The organism is Corynebacterium sp. (assembly GCF_052107835.1).
Taxonomy (GTDB): domain Bacteria; phylum Actinomycetota; class Actinomycetes; order Mycobacteriales; family Mycobacteriaceae; genus Corynebacterium.
Map to the genome: position 1 here is coordinate 53,128 of NZ_JBQEDF010000003.1, position 16,287 is coordinate 69,414.

Here is a 16,287-nt window from a genome sequence, read left to right on the forward strand (position 1 = left end):
CGTGCACCGGCGTAGAACTATTTCCCGGGCTGGTCCCGTAGCTGAGCGGCGACGGCACGGGCGATCGCGTTCCGGATCGTCTCCATCGTCTCCTCCCTTTCCCGCAGGCCGTCCCTGTTCACCCGCACCACCTCCCATCCCAGATCCTTGAGTTTCTGGAACAGCCGGAAGTCCGTGTCCGTGGTTGCAGCTCCCCCGTGGTGTGCACCGTCGTAGTACAACGCGACCTTCAACTCCGGGCAGGCGAGGTCGGGACGCGTCATCCCCTTCTTCCTCCGCCGGTTTGTCCCGACGTCCACCTCCACCTGTGAGCTCCAGGTGAAACCGGTGGGGAGCTCGTCACGCACGATAAGCCGCAGGATGGTCTCGCGCGGGGACTCCGCACCGTACCCGACGTCCGCCAGAGTCAGGATGTCCCGGAGAACTGCGGCATCGACCTTTCCTTTCGCCGCCCGTGTGATGGCGTCGCACGTCAGCCAGGTGCACTGGAGAAAAGCATCGATGAACTGCACGGCGTGCACGTACCGTGGCGGCAGCCCATCCACGTGGGGAACGTCCCACGTCTTCTTCCCTGTCAGGATCGTGGTCGGGCACTGCACTGCTGCCGTCGCCGCGTCGACGACCCGTAGTTGCGGGCATTGTCTGTCGGGGTGAATCCAGGTCGTTCCTGGGGGAAGGGGACGCAGCACGGGCCGCGTGGACGGTACTGCCCCGACACGTTCTTCATCCATCGTCCCCTGTCTGGAATGGCCCGACAGGAGGACAACGGGGGAACTGTCCGCCCACCGGGGAAGCCCGTGACCGGCTGCAGCACCCCAGTATCCGACCACGGCGTCGGCGTGCAGCAGTGCAAGCGCCCGCATCCGGGTGATGATGCAGTGGGTATGGCAACCACGGTCGTCGCCGAAGCCCTCCGGTCCCAGGCGCGGATGCTCCAGCTCATCCTCCCCGAGTGGGCGGAGACGGACCCCACGGACCACTTCTACGTATTCCCCGGCGATGGTTCTGCGGGGGACGCCGTCAGCCAGCAGCTGCTTCCGGGTGACCGGTACCCGGGTGGGGAAGACCCTGCGGGTGTACAGACGCCCTCGGCCGGACGGGATGCGTCCCGCGCGCTCCGCGTCATCCCACAGTGGCCCCGTGAATTCCCCCATGCGAGAAGTAGTACCCTACGCAGCGCCGAGCCGGGAGTGGTTGCCCGACATCGAGGAGATCTTTCTACGCCTGTGCACACTTTCGGGGCCTCACGGCCGCACAGCGTGCATGGGCGTAGAACAATTCTGGGACGGGGAGGTAGACCCTAGTCCCGCAGCCCCTCCTCCAGGACCCTGGCCACCAGCTCCTGGACCTGCGGATGCGCGGGGAGTTCGTCGTGGCGGGCGCGTCCCACCCCGTGGTCCTGGACGAAGGCGTTCCATACGTGCGTGGTGTCATCACCCTCCAGGAACGCGGTCTCGAACGGCACCACGGTGGTGTCGTTGCGCGTCGCCAGACACGAGTACCGGATCCCCGGCCTGGTCTCCGGACCGGTCGTCATCGTCTCGATCAGTGGGGAACCAACCACCTGCTGCATCCCCGCCGGGCCCATGAACTTCGTGACCACGGCCTCCGCCACCCGGGCCGTCGCCTCATTGGCGGTCAGCACGGAGGCCAGCAGTCCGCGCACCGTCGTCCCGTGGTGGGGGGAGGACAGGGTGACCAGGTGGTGCACCCGGTCGGCGGCATCCATCTCGTTGATCCAGTACCGCGCGATCAGCCCGCCCTGGGAATGTCCCACGATGTCGAGTTTCTCCGCGCCGGTCACGTCCTGCACCTGGTCGATGTAGGCGGCGATGTCCTTCGCGGAGGCCAGGACGTCCTGCGTCCCGTGCAGCCCGTAGTCCGGCGCGAAGACCGCGTACCCCTGGTCACGGAGGGTCAGCACCAGGTTCTGCCAGGCGTTCTTCGAGGAGATCGTGCCGTGCAGGAGTACGACCGGATAGGGCTTCTCGGTGGTGGGGCGCGCATGCCACAGGTCGTCCACGCAGCCCACCGCGTACTGGCGTGCGCCGATCGGCATTCCCTCGCTGCGCCCGGGCAACTGCGGCGTCCGGGGAAGCAGGCGCGACGGGAACTCCAGGGTGTTGCGCACCCCGTCGGTGAAGCTGGACAGCTGGTTCAGCAGCGCTTTCGCCGGATGCTCGGCATCGGCCTGTTCATCGGCGGCATCGGAGCTCTCCGTGACGGCCCGGGCGATCGACTCGATGACCTCGTCGTCCAACTCGACGTCGCGGAAGCGGTCCTGGAGCTCGTCACGCAGATCCCACTTCGGCTTGTTCCGCTCCGACTTCGCGGTATTCTCGGCCATCAGGACACGTCCTGGATGCCCTGCGCCCGGAGGCCCGCCCGGATCTTCTCCGCGGCGGCGTCCATCTCGGCATCGTCGGTCTCGTCCATGCCCAGGGCGTTGGCCAGGTTGTAGCCGGACATGTCGGCGGCTGGGAAGACGTGGATGTGGGTGTGCGGCACCTCGAACCCGGCGATCAGGTAGCCGGCGCGTGGAGCATCGAACTCGTCCACAATGGCCTTGCCGACCTGCAGTGCGACCTCATTGAGGTGCGCCCACAGTGCGGGGTCGAGGTCGGTCCACTTGTCCACCTCCTCCACCGGCACCACGAGGGTGTGCCCGTAGGCGACGGGCTCGATGGTGAGGAACGCGGCGACAGTCTCGTCGCGGTACACGAAGCGGCCGGGCAGCTCCCCGGCAATGATCCTGCTGAAGATGGATGGCTCAGGGGACTCAGTAGTCATACCTCCCAATATTAGCCGTTATGATCGGAACCCATGCGCACACTCGTCATCGGCAACGGAGCCCGCGAACACGCCCTGGCCTACTCACTGTCCCAGGATCCCTCGGTGTCGGAGGTGCACGTCGCCCCCGGTAACCCGGGTATCGGCGGGGTCGCCACCCTGCACCCCGGCATCAAGGGGGAGGACGCCGCGGCCGTCGTCGCCATCGCCCGGGAGATCGCCGCCGACCTGGTTGTCATCGGCCCGGAGATCCCCCTGGTCGCGGGTGTCGCCGATGTCCTGCGTGCGGAGGGATTCGCGGTGTTCGGTCCGTCCGGTTCCGCAGCGCGCATCGAGGGGTCGAAGGCCTTCGCGAAGGAGATCATGGCTGCCGCGGGGGTGCGGACGGCCCACGCCGAGGCCATTGTCCCGGGGGCGTCGGACGAGGGGATCGCCGCGGCCATCGACCGCTTCGGCCCGACCTGGGTCGTGAAGGACGACGGCCTGGCGGGAGGCAAGGGGGTCGTGGTCACCCCGGAACGGGACGCAGCGATCGAGCACGTCCACGCCGTGCACGCCGGGGGCAACCCGGTGCTGCTGGAGAGCTTCCTGGACGGCCCCGAGGTCTCCCTGTTCTGCCTGGTCGACGGCGAAACGGTGGTCCCGCTACTGCCCGCCCAGGACCACAAGCGAGTCGGTGACAACGATGAGGGACCGAACACCGGCGGCATGGGTGCCTACACGCCCCTGCCGTGGCTGCCGGAGGACGGTGTGCAGCGCATCGTCGACGAGGTCTGCGTGCCGGTCGTCAAGCAGATGGTGGCCGAGGGCTGTGCCTACTCCGGTCTTCTCTACGCGGGCCTGGCGTGGGGCTCCGAGGGACCGGCGGTCGTGGAGTTCAACTGCCGCTTCGGTGACCCCGAGACCCAGGCGGTGCTGGACCTGCTGACGACCCCGCTGGGTGGTGTCCTGAATGCCGTCGCCACAGGTCGGCTGGCCGAGCTTCCTCCGCTGGAATGGGAGGACGGCTACGCGGTCACCGTGGTTCTCGCCGCTGAGGGGTACCCGGAGAAGCCGGTCACGGGTGTGCCCATTTCCGGCGTCGGTGCCGGTGATGAGACCCGTGGTATCCGTGCCGCCGGGGTGGCTGCGGATGAGGCGGACGACGGTGGCCTGGTGTCCTCCGGGGGACGCGTCCTGAACGTTATCGGAAAGGGTGCCACGCTGACGGACGCCCGCGACACCGCCTACGCCGAGCTGGGGAATGTGGACCTGCCCGGCGGGCACTACCGCTCGGACATCGGGCTCGCCGCCGTCGAAGGACGCATCGGGATTCCGGAGTAGTTCGGCCTACAAATTCCCGAATTTGCCGGGTATGGCGGGTTGTGTACTTCAACCGCAGTCGCGAATACCGAATCCTTCCTGCGTTGTCAGGTGTCCTGCTGCGGTGATCCGAGATCACATCGGGGGCAAGACAATCACTGGTTGTTACTGATCGAGAGCAAGTCCTGCTCCACCCGGGCCCGCAATCTTGCACGCTGTTTGTCCGGCAACCAGCAGGCATCCACCGCACGCAGTGTCATGGCGGCCAGGGCATCCTGGGATGCGCCATTGAGTTTCGTCATGATCTGGTACTCCTGAGCCAAGCTGGTAGGGAACATCCCCGGGTCATCGGAACAGGGGATGACTGACAGTCCAGCCTCCAACATGCCGCGGATCGAAGCACGCCTCCACGGACGCCAGGAGCGCCGGGACGTCGTCGAACCCACAGTGAAGACAGTTCCCCGTTGACGTACGTCGTCGATGACGCGCTCATCTTCGAGAACATAGTATCCGTGGTCGATCCGGTCGCATCCCAGCACATCGAGACAGGTCAAGGTGTTATCGGCGCTGGGTACATGTTCCGAAGCGTGGGCAGTGCGGCCGAGACCGGCTTGTCCGGCGAGCCGGTAGGCATCCTCGAAGCGTTCCGGCGGACCTGCCGTCTCCAAGTTGTCGAGTCCGATCCCCGCAAGGTACTCGTGGGGCGTGTCGACGACCTGGCGGACCTGATCAAGAGCATGTTGTCCGGAGCAGGAACGGTCGATGCCTTTGATCATGCGTCCAGTCATCCCGAAATCGTGCTCGGCTTGGCGGATTCCTTCCGCGTAGGCTTCCATGGATCCGGCGAGCCCGAGATGTGTGAGGTGTTCGGGAACATCATCGAAGAACAGTTCCAGGTGGACGGTGTTGCTGAGCTCATGTGCATCCTCGAATGCTTCATAGACGATGCGGGTTAGGTCATCAGCGGAACGGAGCACATCCTTTACCCAGTTCGAGGTCTGGAACAGAGAATAAGACACTTCCGGCTCTCCGGGAGCGCTTCCCTGGGGGACCGGGATTTTCGTGTTCCTATACAGATCGGGGTCTGGGGGAAGGGAGTTGATATCCCTCCAGATGTGTTCCGGGGTGTCCGGCAGTTCCATTCCTTCACGGTGGGCGAGCTCTGCGAATGTGGACCCGCGCACGGTGCCGATCAGGTGGCAGTGCAGGTCGATCTTCGGGATCCGAGCGATCCAGTCGGTGCTTGCCGGGTGTTCTGATGGGCCCTCGGGTCGTTCCGGTGGGCTGGCCAGTGTTTCTTCTGCACCGCTCATGAGGCACTCACCTCACGTGCGAAGCGGTCAATCCATTGGTCTCTGGTTGGAACTAACTTTCGGGGGTCGAGTGTCGAGAATCCGGCTCGAACCGGATCGTCGGCGACGTCGCCGACGGTTTTCCGAATCTTTTCCGGAATGATGGCGTCCGGATTCACCGGCAGATCGCCGATGGAATCCGCGGACGCCGACTGAGCGTCGTTTCCGAGAAGATAGTTAATGAAATCGTGGGCTTCATCGGAGTGTGCGGCACCCCGGGGAATCATCGCGCGGTTGGTCGCCATGAAGGCTCCTGTCGTCGGTGTGGTCCACGCAACAGGCTCACCGGCGTCGATGAGGTCCGTGGCGAAACCACTGATGCTGTCTGCGGCGGCGATCTCACCTTGCGTAAGCAGGTTCGTCACCTCGGTGGTCGAGCTGTAGAACTGTAAAATCCCGGGCGCCCAGTCGTGCATGGTCTCGAAGGCGGTGTCGACATCGTAGGGACCGTCACCGAGAGACTCGGCGACGCCGCTGATGGCCAGTTGTCCGGCGGTCACTGAGATGTCGGGTAGGGCCAGACGTCCTTCGTAGTCCGGGTCATCGAAAAGGCTCCACTCCGAGGCCTGTTCGCGTGTCAACTCGTCAGTGCGGTACATCACCCCGTTCGGCTGGTAACTGTAGGCGGGCCCTTCGTAGGCATCTTCCTTGGCGAAGTCGGCGATGTCCTCCAGCGCCGGCACCTTCGACGGGTCGACGTGCTGAAATAGGCCTCGTTCCTGTCCGTACGCGGCGTAGAAGTCGCTGATCATCATGACATCCACGCCAGGGCCCTGTCCGCGGCTCAGTTCCAATTGTGAGATGCGTTCGGAGTTTGACCCGGTCGCCACTTCGATCTCGATGCCCGTCTCCTCTGTGAACGGATCGAAGATGGACTCCTGCATCTGCTCGACACCGAAAGGGAAGGTGCTGATAACGAGGGCGTCTGGATCCGGCTTGTTGCCGAAGGCAGTGCACCCCCCGGCCATCAGGGCGCAGACGAGGACGCTGGCTACGAGTGTCGCACGTCGTCTGAACTTCATGGTGGGGATTCCTTCCTGGTGGTGTTCAGTCGGCCAATGAGATGAGGTGTCCGGCGTCGGCGCTGACCGTGACAGCGTCCCCGCGTGTGGGTTGGGTATCACCGGTGACCCTCACAACAGACTGCAGGGTGGTCTCCCCCTGCTCATCGTGAGTGGAAACTGTGACGACTTCGTCAACCCCCCGGTAGGCCACGTCGGTGACAGTTCCGGTCAAGGTGAGTTCGCCGGAGTCTCCCTTACCGGTCGGGGACGCTGATGAGGAAGGACGGACCACCAGGTGTTCGGGGCGTACCGTTACAAGGCCGGACGATGTATGGAGGAAGTTCTCGTAGCCGAGGAAATCGGCGGCGAACTGGCTCGTCGGATGCCCGAACACGGCATCGGGGGTGCCCTGCTGCATGATTCTTCCCTCGCGCATGAGCACCATCTCGTCACTCATTTCCAGTGCCTCATGCTGGTCGTGGGTGACGAGAACGATGGTGAGACCTGTCTCCTGCTGGATTCTGCGGATCTCGGCACGCATGCGAACGCGTAGGCGTGCATCCAGATTGCTCAAGGGTTCATCGAGCAGCAGGAGTTTCGGGCTGATAGCGATGGCACGTGCTAGTGCCACACGCTGTTGCTGACCACCTGACAGGGAGCGGGGTTTACGATCGGTGAGGTGGGAGAGGCCGACAAGTTCGAGGCATTCGGCAACCTTGTTGGTTCGTGCCTCGCCTGTGATCCGGCGAAGCTTCAGTCCGTAGCCGACGTTGTCGCCGACGGTCATGTGGGGGAACAGGGCGTAGGACTGAAAGACCATGCCAAGACCGCGCTTCTCGGGAGGGGTACGGGTCGCGTCCTCGCCGTCGATGATGATGCGTCCCGAGGTGGGCTGGAGGTATCCAGCCATCATTCTGAGGGAGGTTGTCTTCCCGCAGCCACTGGGTCCCAGCAGGGTCGTGAGCTGGCCGCGGGGGATGGTGAGGTTGATGGAATCCACGGCGGTGGTGCCGCTGAAGACCTGGCTGACGTTATGGAATTCCGCTGCGGCGGTCATGAGTTGATTCCTCCGAAAATTTTGGTGAACCCGACTGCCCGTTCGGCGATGACGGCAATGACGACGGTCGCGGCGAGGATGAGTGTGGACGTCGCGGCGATCATCGGGGTGTAGCTCTGCTGGACATATTCGAGCATGGTGACCGGCAAAGTCTGCGTGTACCGGTTCTGAAGCAGCAGGGACAGGGGGACGTTATTGAACGAGGTGATGAAGCTAAGCAGGCCTGCGGAGAAGATGCCGGGACGGAGCATCGGGAAGGTGACAGTCCAGAAGGTCCGCATCGGGGAGGCGCCGAGGCCGCGGGCAGCATCCTCGAGGGTTCCGTCGGAACTGGCGAGCGTTGCGCCAGTTACCCGCACGGTGTACGGGATGAGCAGTGCGGTGTGCCCGATGAGTAGGACTGGCCAATTGTCGATGTTCAGTGTGACGATCAGCTGCTGGAAAAGGGCTAGTCCGACAACCAGTTCAGGGACAACGAGTGGTGAGAGGAACAGTGCCTCGACAATTCCCTTGCCCGGGAGTCGCCCTCGGTGGATGGCAATGGTGGCTGGGACACCGACGGCGAGAGCGAGGATCGTCGCGTAGAGGGCGATTTCCGCGCTAACCGCGAGGGAGTCGATGAACGGGCTGTAGTTCAGCGCTTCGGTGAACCAGCGGGTGGACAGCCCCTCGGGCGGAAAACGCAGGGTTTCTCCGTCGGTGAAGGACGTTGCCACGACAAAGAGGATCGGGACGATCATGATGATGTACGCGGCGACCGCGAGAACGGCGGCAACGGGGTGTCGGCTGGTCATGCGGTGGCTCCTTTTCGTCCGACCAGAGATGAGATTCCAGACATGAGGAAGACGAGAATGGTCATGATGATCGCCGTCGCGCTGGCGCTGGCCCAGTCGAGTGTCGAGGTCGAGTAGGAGAACAACTGGGTGGACAGCAAACGATTGGTGGATCCGCCCAGCAGGTATGGGGTCGTGTAGGCGGTGATGCATCCGGCGAAGACCAGGGTCGCCGCGACGACTATTCCAGGCAGGGACAATGGCAGGACAATGTTCCAGAATGTGCGTGTCCGGCCTGCGCCCAGGCCGCGAGCAGCATCATCGAGCCCCGGATCCACCTGGGTCACCGCCGAGTAGCAGGTGACGATGGCGAGAGGGAGGAAGAGTTGAGTGAGTCCCAGGATGATGGCAATCGGGGTGTAGAGCAGCTGAGGTGGGGTGTCGGAGAAACCCAGACCAGTGAAGAGCTGGCCGACGACACCGTTGGAGCCGAGGACCACGAGCCAGCCGAAGGTGCGGACGACATTGCTCAACAGCAGTGGGAAAATGGCGAGAACGAGGAGCACACCGGTCCAACGCGAGCGGCTCCGCGCGAGCATGTAGGCAACCGGGATTCCGAGAACGAGGCAGATCGCGGTGACCGCGACACTGTAGAGGAGGGTACGCCCGATAATCTGCAGGTCGAACGAGTTGGTGAGCATCTCGGCTATACGGCTGAAGATCTCACCCGGGCCAGTGTCCGGTGGTGCGAAGAGCATGGCTATCGCTGGTGCAAGACATCCGACGCCGAGAACTATCAGCCCCGGTAACAGCAGGAGCACAGGGGTGGAGCGGGAGCGCATGGGGATACTTCCGTCGAGGGGGTGAATGTAACCGGTTACATTCACGCTATGCGAACTGGGACAGAAGCGCTGACAGAGGCGTGTAAAATGTAGGTTTCACGAGATGCGTGTATGCGGTTTCATGGGTATGCGGGTGGATGATTCACTCGTTAGCCTCACGATGGAGGGAAGAATGGCAACACTGGCGGATGTCGCCGCGCTCGCCGGAGTCTCCAAGGCCACGGCCTCCAGGGCATTCTCTCGCCCGGAGGTGGTTTCCGCGGCCACGGCAACAAGAGTGATGGATGCCGCGGAGAAGCTGGATTTCGTGGCAAGTCGTGTGGCTCGGCAACTCGCGAGGGGTCGCACGGGAGTGATTGCCTTGACGGTTCCCACCCTCGACAACTCCTTCTTCACTCCGATCATCGCAGGTGCACAGGCTCAGGCCGACACCATGGATATGCAGTTGACAGTTGTGGTCCACCCGCTCGCTGACGTGGACGAGCTGCGATCGATCAACCGACTCCGGAAGAAAGTCGATGGCATCATCGCCGTCGCACCCGCAGGCTCCGACGATCTGGTGGCACTGGCTACCATGCCTACGGCTACCGTCCTGGTGGACCGCGAGATCAACGGGATCGACTCGGTGGCCGTCGGTACTCCGGAAGCGTTTGGAGTCATGGTCTCATCGCTTGCAGACTGCGGATGTCGGCGTATTACCTACATCGGCGGCCCGGCCGGATCCTGGCAGGACAAGGCTCGTGAATCCGCAGTGGCTACGGCGGCCGCTGTGGCGCACCTGGATCTGGACATCGTGACCTCCTATGATCCCACTTTTGCTGCCGGAGTCAGAGCCGCTGAGGAGGTGCGCAGTAGCTGTCCTGATGCGATTATTCCCTACGCTACGGCGGTTGGTTTGGGTGTCCAGCATGTCTACTTGGCCGCCGGGGAGAAATTACCTGTGATCACCAGTGAGCGTGACATCGCCGAGGCGCTGGGGCTCAACGTCCCGACAATTGACGTCGATGGCGAGGAACTTGGTCGACATGCGGTTTCGATGCTGATGGACCGGATGGCGAATCCTGATGGGCCACGTGATCGTCAACAATTGCCGGTCCACGTCCAACTCCCCAAGCGCGATGCTTATGGTTGTCAGTGATCGTTCCTGGCTTCGCGTTGTAGCCGGGTGATTCACGCCACCGGCGCCAGAAATATGACCTGATCAGGTCTTCTTCTGGCGTGACATTGGGTTTCGACTAGGCTGGACCGGTGACTCAAACAGCTCTTCTTCGAACGTGCGCGGCAGTGGCAGGTGCCGGGCTGCTGCTCGGAAGCGCCGCCTGCAGCTCCGACGACAGTGGCAACGGAAACGGTTCCGGGGACGGCTCCGATGCCGACCCGTCCGACCTGGCATTGACCGACTCGGCCGCCCCCGCCGGCTACGACTGGAATGACGTGGGCGAGGTCCTCAGTGACGAAGGTTTCAGCGACGACCTCCAGGCGCCCCTCATCGACCCGGAGCAGTGTGCCGCACTGGATCCCTCAGCGTTGAGCGTCCTGGTGGAACTCCGTGACAACCAGGACACCTCCGCCGCCGTCGAGTTCCTCCCGCACGACGAGACAGACCCCGCAATCGTCAACGCGATCGTCTCCACCGACCCGGACTTCCTGGCAATGCCGGAGGACATTAGCGAGTGCGAGACCTTCACCCAGACTTCCGAGGAGGACCCGCAGGCGGAGCCGGTGACCTACCAGGCCTCCGCTGAGCAGTCCGAGATCGTCGGGGCAGAGGACACGGAGGTCATCACCATCGTGAGCGATTCGGAGGGGGCCGGTGGGGGAGAGGCCACCTCCATCGTCACCGGCACCGTCAACGGCGTGGCCTTCCGTGTCAGCGGCAGCGGCATCGAGGAGCCCAGGATCCTGATGGACCTCGTGGACCGGCAGGTGGACCAGATCCGTGAGCATACCGACGAGGCGGAGGACTAGTGTTCGGCCGAGGGAACAGGAAGTCGCACAGGGACGCCAGGGACGCAGCCGCTCCCGACGTCCTGACCGAGTCCGCCGAAGTGACCGCCGCTGTCCGCCGGGTCGTGGCGCATATCGGCTGCGGGTACAGCCCGGACGGCGGGAACGTCCTCAGGCTCGGCGTCGAGGACGTCGACACGTCCGTCACGGTGGAGACGTCCCCGCTGGCGCTGACCCTGGGTGCCGTATGGCTGGGGCTGCCGGGCGAGGACGTGAAGGATGTGCGGCGCGTCCTCAACGACTGGAACGGCGGTCACTCCGTACCGCGCACATGGACCGCGCCGGATGAGGACGGGGATCTGCGCGTCCTCGCCGACACCACCATGACCTGCGCGGCGGGAGTGACCGCCGCGCAGATCGACGAATGGGCGCGCCGGGCCCTGGCCGGACTCTCGGAGCTCTCCGACTTCCTGGAGGGGCAGTGGCCGGACGCGGAGTACATGGAGGCCGATGAACTGGACGACGCCGGGGACGAGACTGAACCGGAACCGACGCTTTCCGCGCTGCAGCCGGTCACCCTCGAGCGCATCGCGGAGGTCATCCCTGGCAAGACGGTGACCACCAGCGAGGACGGGGCGTCGGGCAGACGCGGCAACGGCTTCGTCCGACCGGTCGGCGGCAATGATGCCGGAGCCGACATTGCGCTGCATGAGCGGGTCATGACGGTGACCGCCGGAGCTGTGTTCGGTGAGGCCGATGCGGACGCCGTCGACTGGCTCCGGGACGTGTGCACGCAGGCGAGCGCGCTGCCGGGCGGCGCGGTGTCGGTGGTGGATGAGGCCGGTGCCGGCGACAACGCGGGAGTCACGGTGACCTGTGCGCTGCACCGGCCCGTCGGCGCCGGACTCGCCGATGTGCAGCTGGTGGATGCCGTCTCCCGGGACCGCGAGACCGTGGAACGCTGTTTCGGCGAACTGATTGCCGTGATCACCGGGGACACCGATGCCTGAGGGGCACGTGATCCACCGACTCGCCACGGCGCTGAACAGAGAATTCGCCGGACGCGAGGTGGCGGTGTCCTCACCCCAGGGACGGTTCGGCACGGAGGCCGCGCAGCTCGACGGCGGGGTGCTCGTCGAGGCGGAGGCGTGGGGGAAGCACCTGTTCATCCACTTCGACTCCGGCATCGTGCACATCCACCTGGGATTGATCGGAACACTGGGATTCGAGCCTCCCGCCGCACCACGCGGCCAGGTCAGACTGCGCATCGCCAATGACGACATTGCCGCCGACCTGCGCGGGCCGCAGCGCTGCGCGCTGATCAACCCCGCGGAGGAGGACGCGGCGATCGCGAAGCTCGGCGCCGATCCGTTGCGTCCCGAGCCCGCGAAAGTGCAGCGGACCTCGGAACGTACGCGGCGTTCGTCGAAAGCCATCGGCGCGCTGCTGATGGACCAGTCCCTGTACGCGGGGGTCGGCAGCATCTACCGCACGGAGGTGCTGTTCCGGCTGGGGATCCACCCGTCAATCCCGGGCACGTCCCTTTCTGGGGAGGAGGTCGCCGCGATCTGGGCCGACATGGTGCCGCTGATGCGCTACGGCGAGGACGTGGGCCGCATTGACACGGTGCGCCCGGAACACACGCCCGAGGCGATGGGACGCGAGCCACGCAAGGACGACCACGGTGGCGAGGTGTACGTCTACCGTCGGGCGGGACTTCCGTGCCTGGTGTGCGGGACGCCGGTCGAGGTGGGGGAGCTGGCTGCGCGGAAGATCTACTGGTGCCCGGTGTGCCAGCCGGAGTAACCGGCCCCCACGCTGAACGTGCCGGGGGTCAAACGGCGCGCCCTGCCTCGGTGGCGGCGGGAACCTCGACGAGCCGACCGGTCTTGACGTCGTAGATGTAGCCGTGGATGGGAATGTCCGCGGGCACGAGCGGGTGCGACCTGATGCGTTGGACGTCCTCGAGGACGGATTCCTGCTGGTCGGGGATTGTGAGCCAGTTGATGTAGTCGCCTTCGCGCGATCCGGGGCCGGTACCGGTGTCACGGAACCCGTCCGGCCCCAGTTCGGCGGTCTCGAGACTGTTGGCGAGAAGGCCACGGATAACCTCGTCCGTGAAGAACTCCATGCCGCAGTCGCTGTGGTGGATCACGAACCACTCGCGTGTTCCGAGGAGCTTGTACGAGATGACCAGCGAGCGGATCGCATCGTCGCTCGCCCGACCGCCGGCATTGCGGATCACGTGCGCGTCCCCCTCCGCCAGGCCCGCGTAGGCTGCGGGGTCGAGTCGGGCGTCCATGCAGGTGAGAATGGCGAAGCCGCGGGCAGGCGGCAGTGCGAGTTCACTCTTGTCGCCGAATGATTCCGCGTAGGCGTTGTTGGCGGCGAGGACTTCCGGAAGGACTGACATGTCAACTCTTTTCGTGGAGGTCGGGGCCACGATTCTACGGTGGTCCGCCCACGGCAGAAAGGTTTCGATTCCCCGTGTACCGGTGCCTCAGTCCCCGTCGACGCCGAAGATCTCCGCCAGGTCCGTGAGAATGTGATCCGCCCCTACCGGGCTGACCGAGGTCATCCACGTGCCTTCGTCGACGTCGATCTTCTCCCCGTCGAGGGCCTTCCATGTTGCCGTGTCGAACACAGGCTTCGAGGCGGCCTCGAACTCCGTGGCCTTCGCGGTGCCGTCCTCCGGGACGGAGACGAGGACCATGTCGGCCTCCGCCTGCTCCAGGTTCTCCCTGGACACCACGAACATGCCGTAGTCCTGACCGGGGAATCCCGCTTCCTGGTTGTCGGGCCGCGGTAGGCCCGCCTTCGCCAGGACCGACCCGGAGAATGTCTCCTCCCCGTAGAGGCGGATGGTGTTGTCGTCGACGATGCGGACAATGCTGACGTTGCCGGGCTCGTCGAGCCGTTCCCTGATCCTCTCCGCGCGGGCGTCCAGATCATCAAGGCGTTGCTGTGCCTCGTCCTTCTTTCCCAGTGCTTCGCCGGTGAGCAGGAAATTCGCCTCCCACTCGTCGCCGGTTTTCTCACTGAACACCGTCGGTGCGATCTCCTCGAGCTGATCGTAGAATGCCTCGTGGCGGACGTCGGAGGACAGGATCAGGTCGGGCTCCAGTGAGGCGATCTTCTCCAGCTCGGGTTCGGATATATCGCCGACGGCTTCCACATCCTTCGCCAGGTCCTTCTGTTCGTCGCTCAGGTAGGACGGCACGAGATCCGCACCGATGTCGGATACCCCGACGACCGTGCCGCCGAGGTCGACGGCGTAGTCGAGGAAGGCATTGTCGAGCGCGATGATGCGCTCGGGGGCTTCGGGGATCTCGGTTGTGCCGCGGGCGTGCTCAATTGTGACGGGGAAGGAGCCGGATGCTGCGGTGGAGGAGGACTGGGAATCACCCGGGTCATCCTCCGGGGAGCAGGAGGCGAGGGACAGGACGAGCGTGCTGGCGGCAATGGCCGCGACGAGGATGCGTCGTGTGTTCACCACATAAAGATAGCATTACCTGACTCACTGGGGAAGAGGGTTCCCGGAGACCGGGATGGTGCACTGCTCATCGACGCCGTCCCCTGTGGCAGTGACCTCGACCCGGTCGACGAGGTCGGCGGAGGAGATCCATGGTGTCCATTACTTACTTTGTGTCAGCAACCCCAGGGGATGGCGGGACCAACCTCTGGGGTTGCCGACGGAAAGTAAGTGGCGGCCCGGCTTCGGTGGAGGCCCGCCAGCACCCCGCCAGCACCCCGCGCCGCATGTGGGATACTGGATCCCGTGGCTGACAACAATGGCAAGAAGAAGATCTCGAATGTCCTGGCGAACCGGTACGCCTCCCCCGAACTGACCCGCATCTGGAGCCCCGAGGACAAGATCCTCGCCGAGCGCCGCCTGTGGATCGCGGTGATGAAGGCACAGAAGGGGATGGGCGTCGATATTGCGGACGGCGCCATCACCGACTACGAGCGGGTCATCGACAACATCGACCTGGCGTCCATCGCCGAGCGGGAGAAGGTCACCCGCCACGACGTCAAGGCCCGCATCGAGGAGTTCAACGCCCTGGCCGGTCACGAGGACATCCACAAGGGGATGACCAGCCGCGACCTCACCGAGAACGTCGAGCAGCTGCAGATCCACCGGTCGCTGACCGCCGCCCGTGACAAGGCCGTCGCCGTCCTCGCCCAGATCGGACGCCACGCCGCCGAGTACCGCTCCCTGGTCATGGCCGGCCGCTCCCACAACGTCGCCGCCCAGGCCACCACCCTCGGCAAGCGCTTCGCCTCCGCCGCCGATGAGCTGATGATCGGCATCGAGCGCATCGAGAACCTGCTGGACCGCTACCCGCTCCGCGGGATCAAGGGCCCCATGGGAACCAGCCAGGACATGCTTGACCTGCTCGGTGGTGACCCGGGCAAGCTCGCCGGGCTGGAGCGCACCATCGCCGATGAACTCGGCTTCGCCCGCATCCTCGATTCGGTGGGCCAGGTCTACCCGCGCTCCCTCGACTTCGATGCGCTGTCCGCCCTGGTGGAGATCGGTGCGTCCATGTCCTCGCTGTCGATGACCATCCGTCTGATGGCAGGCAACGAGACCGTCACCGAGGGCTTCAAGGAGGGCCAGGTCGGCTCCTCGGCGATGCCCCACAAGATGAACGCCCGGTCCTGCGAGCGCGTCGGTGGCCTGCAGATCATCCTGCGCGGCTACATGACAATGGCCTCCGACCTCGCCGGATCGCAGTGGAACGAGGGCGATGTGTTCTGCTCGGTGGTGCGCCGTGTGGCCCTGCCGGACGCCTTCTTCGCCTTCGACGGCATGTGCGAGACCTTCCTCACCGTCCTCGACGAGTTCGGTGCCTTCCCCGCCATGATCGACCGCGAACTGGAGCGCTACCTGCCGTTCCTCGCCACGACCCGCATCCTCATGGCTGCGGTGCGTACCGGGGTCGGACGCGAAACCGCCCACGAGGTCATCAAGGAGAACGCTGTCGCGGTCGCGCTGAACATGCGCGAGAACGGCGGTGGCCAGGATCTGGTGGAGCGTCTCGCCGCCGACGAGCGGCTTCCGTTGGATGAGGACGCCCTGAACAACGCCCTCTCCGACCGCCACGCGTTCATCGGGGCGGCCGAGGACCAGGTCGACCGGGTCCTGGACCGGATCAGCACCCTGGTCAAGCGTTACCCGGACGCCGCCGCCTACACACCCGGGGACATCCTGTAGCG

16 protein-coding genes are annotated in these 16,287 nt (G+C 64.8%); 6 read left to right on the forward strand and 10 right to left on the reverse strand.

Going from position 1 to position 16,287, the window contains the following annotated elements; genetic code table 11:
* Positions 1-17 precede the first annotated feature (17 nt).
* The 3 genes from ACTIL2_RS01270 to ACTIL2_RS01280 form a co-directional block, all read right to left on the reverse strand.
* Positions 18-1,154, reverse strand: coding sequence for an endonuclease domain-containing protein (locus ACTIL2_RS01270; protein ID WP_442335630.1), 1,137 nt, complete (start codon positions 1,152-1,154; stop codon positions 18-20).
* A 146-nt stretch (positions 1,155-1,300) separates the two neighbouring features.
* Positions 1,301-2,347, reverse strand: coding sequence for an esterase/lipase family protein (locus tag ACTIL2_RS01275; protein ID WP_442335631.1), 1,047 nt, complete (start codon positions 2,345-2,347; stop codon positions 1,301-1,303).
* Complete coding sequence (locus ACTIL2_RS01280; protein ID WP_442335632.1) at positions 2,347-2,790, reverse strand: HIT family protein; 444 nt, start codon at positions 2,788-2,790, stop codon at positions 2,347-2,349. Before ACTIL2_RS01280 ends, ACTIL2_RS01275 begins: the two co-directional genes overlap by 1 nt.
* Before the next feature lie 33 nt (positions 2,791-2,823).
* On the opposite strand from ACTIL2_RS01280, the gene purD reads away from it, so the two are divergent.
* On the forward strand, positions 2,824-4,113 hold the full coding sequence (gene purD, locus ACTIL2_RS01285) for a phosphoribosylamine--glycine ligase (protein ID WP_442335633.1): 1,290 nt from the start codon (positions 2,824-2,826) through the stop codon (positions 4,111-4,113).
* Positions 4,114-4,247: 134 nt separating this feature from the next.
* On the opposite strand, the gene ACTIL2_RS01290 is transcribed toward purD, so the two are convergent.
* Genes ACTIL2_RS01290 through ACTIL2_RS01310 form a run of 5 tightly spaced genes read right to left on the reverse strand, consistent with a single transcriptional unit; the run spans position 4,248 to position 9,036 of the window.
* Positions 4,248-5,405 (reverse strand): adenosine deaminase family protein, encoded by a 1,158-nt coding sequence (locus tag ACTIL2_RS01290; RefSeq protein ID WP_442335634.1) that lies wholly within the window; start codon positions 5,403-5,405, stop codon positions 4,248-4,250.
* Positions 5,402-6,466 carry an ABC transporter substrate-binding protein gene (locus ACTIL2_RS01295; protein ID WP_442335635.1) on the reverse strand — a complete coding sequence of 355 codons (1,065 nt, stop codon included), beginning with the start codon at positions 6,464-6,466 and terminating at the stop codon, positions 5,402-5,404. The genes ACTIL2_RS01290 and ACTIL2_RS01295 overlap by 4 nt, the downstream gene beginning before the upstream one ends.
* 25 nt (positions 6,467-6,491) lie before the next feature.
* A complete protein-coding gene (locus ACTIL2_RS01300) occupies positions 6,492-7,505 on the reverse strand; it encodes an ABC transporter ATP-binding protein (protein ID WP_442335636.1) in 1,014 nt (337 codons plus the stop codon).
* Positions 7,502-8,299: an ABC transporter permease gene (locus tag ACTIL2_RS01305; protein WP_442335637.1), complete on the reverse strand. Its 798-nt coding sequence runs from the start codon at positions 8,297-8,299 to the stop codon at positions 7,502-7,504. Before ACTIL2_RS01305 ends, ACTIL2_RS01300 begins: the two co-directional genes overlap by 4 nt.
* Positions 8,296-9,036, reverse strand: a complete 741-nt coding sequence (locus ACTIL2_RS01310) for an ABC transporter permease (RefSeq protein ID WP_442335638.1) — start codon at positions 9,034-9,036, stop codon at positions 8,296-8,298. Before ACTIL2_RS01310 ends, ACTIL2_RS01305 begins: the two co-directional genes overlap by 4 nt.
* Before the next feature lie 256 nt (positions 9,037-9,292).
* On the opposite strand from ACTIL2_RS01310, the gene ACTIL2_RS01315 reads away from it, so the two are divergent.
* The 4 genes from ACTIL2_RS01315 (at position 9,293) to ACTIL2_RS01330 (ending at position 12,873) form a co-directional block, all read left to right on the forward strand.
* A complete protein-coding gene (locus tag ACTIL2_RS01315; RefSeq protein WP_442335639.1) occupies positions 9,293-10,258 on the forward strand; it encodes a LacI family DNA-binding transcriptional regulator in 966 nt (321 codons plus the stop codon).
* Between the two features lie 110 nt (positions 10,259-10,368).
* On the forward strand, positions 10,369-11,088 hold the full coding sequence (locus ACTIL2_RS01320) for a hypothetical protein (RefSeq protein WP_442335640.1): 720 nt from the start codon (positions 10,369-10,371) through the stop codon (positions 11,086-11,088).
* The gene (locus tag ACTIL2_RS01325) at positions 11,088-12,077 is read left to right on the forward strand and encodes a YbjN domain-containing protein (protein ID WP_442335641.1); all 990 of its coding nucleotides are present in this window, start codon (positions 11,088-11,090) and stop codon (positions 12,075-12,077) included. The genes ACTIL2_RS01320 and ACTIL2_RS01325 overlap by 1 nt, the downstream gene beginning before the upstream one ends.
* Complete coding sequence (locus tag ACTIL2_RS01330; RefSeq protein WP_442335642.1) at positions 12,070-12,873, forward strand: Fpg/Nei family DNA glycosylase; 804 nt, start codon at positions 12,070-12,072, stop codon at positions 12,871-12,873. The genes ACTIL2_RS01325 and ACTIL2_RS01330 overlap by 8 nt, the downstream gene beginning before the upstream one ends.
* A gap of 28 nt (positions 12,874-12,901) precedes the next feature.
* On the opposite strand, the gene ACTIL2_RS01335 is transcribed toward ACTIL2_RS01330, so the two are convergent.
* Together ACTIL2_RS01335 and ACTIL2_RS01340 are read right to left on the reverse strand one after the other, a co-directional pair.
* A complete protein-coding gene (locus ACTIL2_RS01335) occupies positions 12,902-13,480 on the reverse strand; it encodes a beta-class carbonic anhydrase (RefSeq protein ID WP_442335643.1) in 579 nt (192 codons plus the stop codon).
* A gap of 87 nt (positions 13,481-13,567) precedes the next feature.
* Entirely contained in the window at positions 13,568-14,560 is a 993-nt protein-coding gene (locus ACTIL2_RS01340) for an ABC transporter substrate-binding protein (RefSeq protein ID WP_442335644.1), read from the reverse strand.
* Positions 14,561-14,845: 285 nt separating this feature from the next.
* Here ACTIL2_RS01340 and purB point away from each other — a divergent pair, with 285 nt between their 5' ends.
* Entirely contained in the window at positions 14,846-16,285 is a 1,440-nt protein-coding gene (gene purB / locus ACTIL2_RS01345) for an adenylosuccinate lyase (RefSeq protein ID WP_442335645.1), read from the forward strand.
* Positions 16,286-16,287 lie beyond the last annotated feature (2 nt).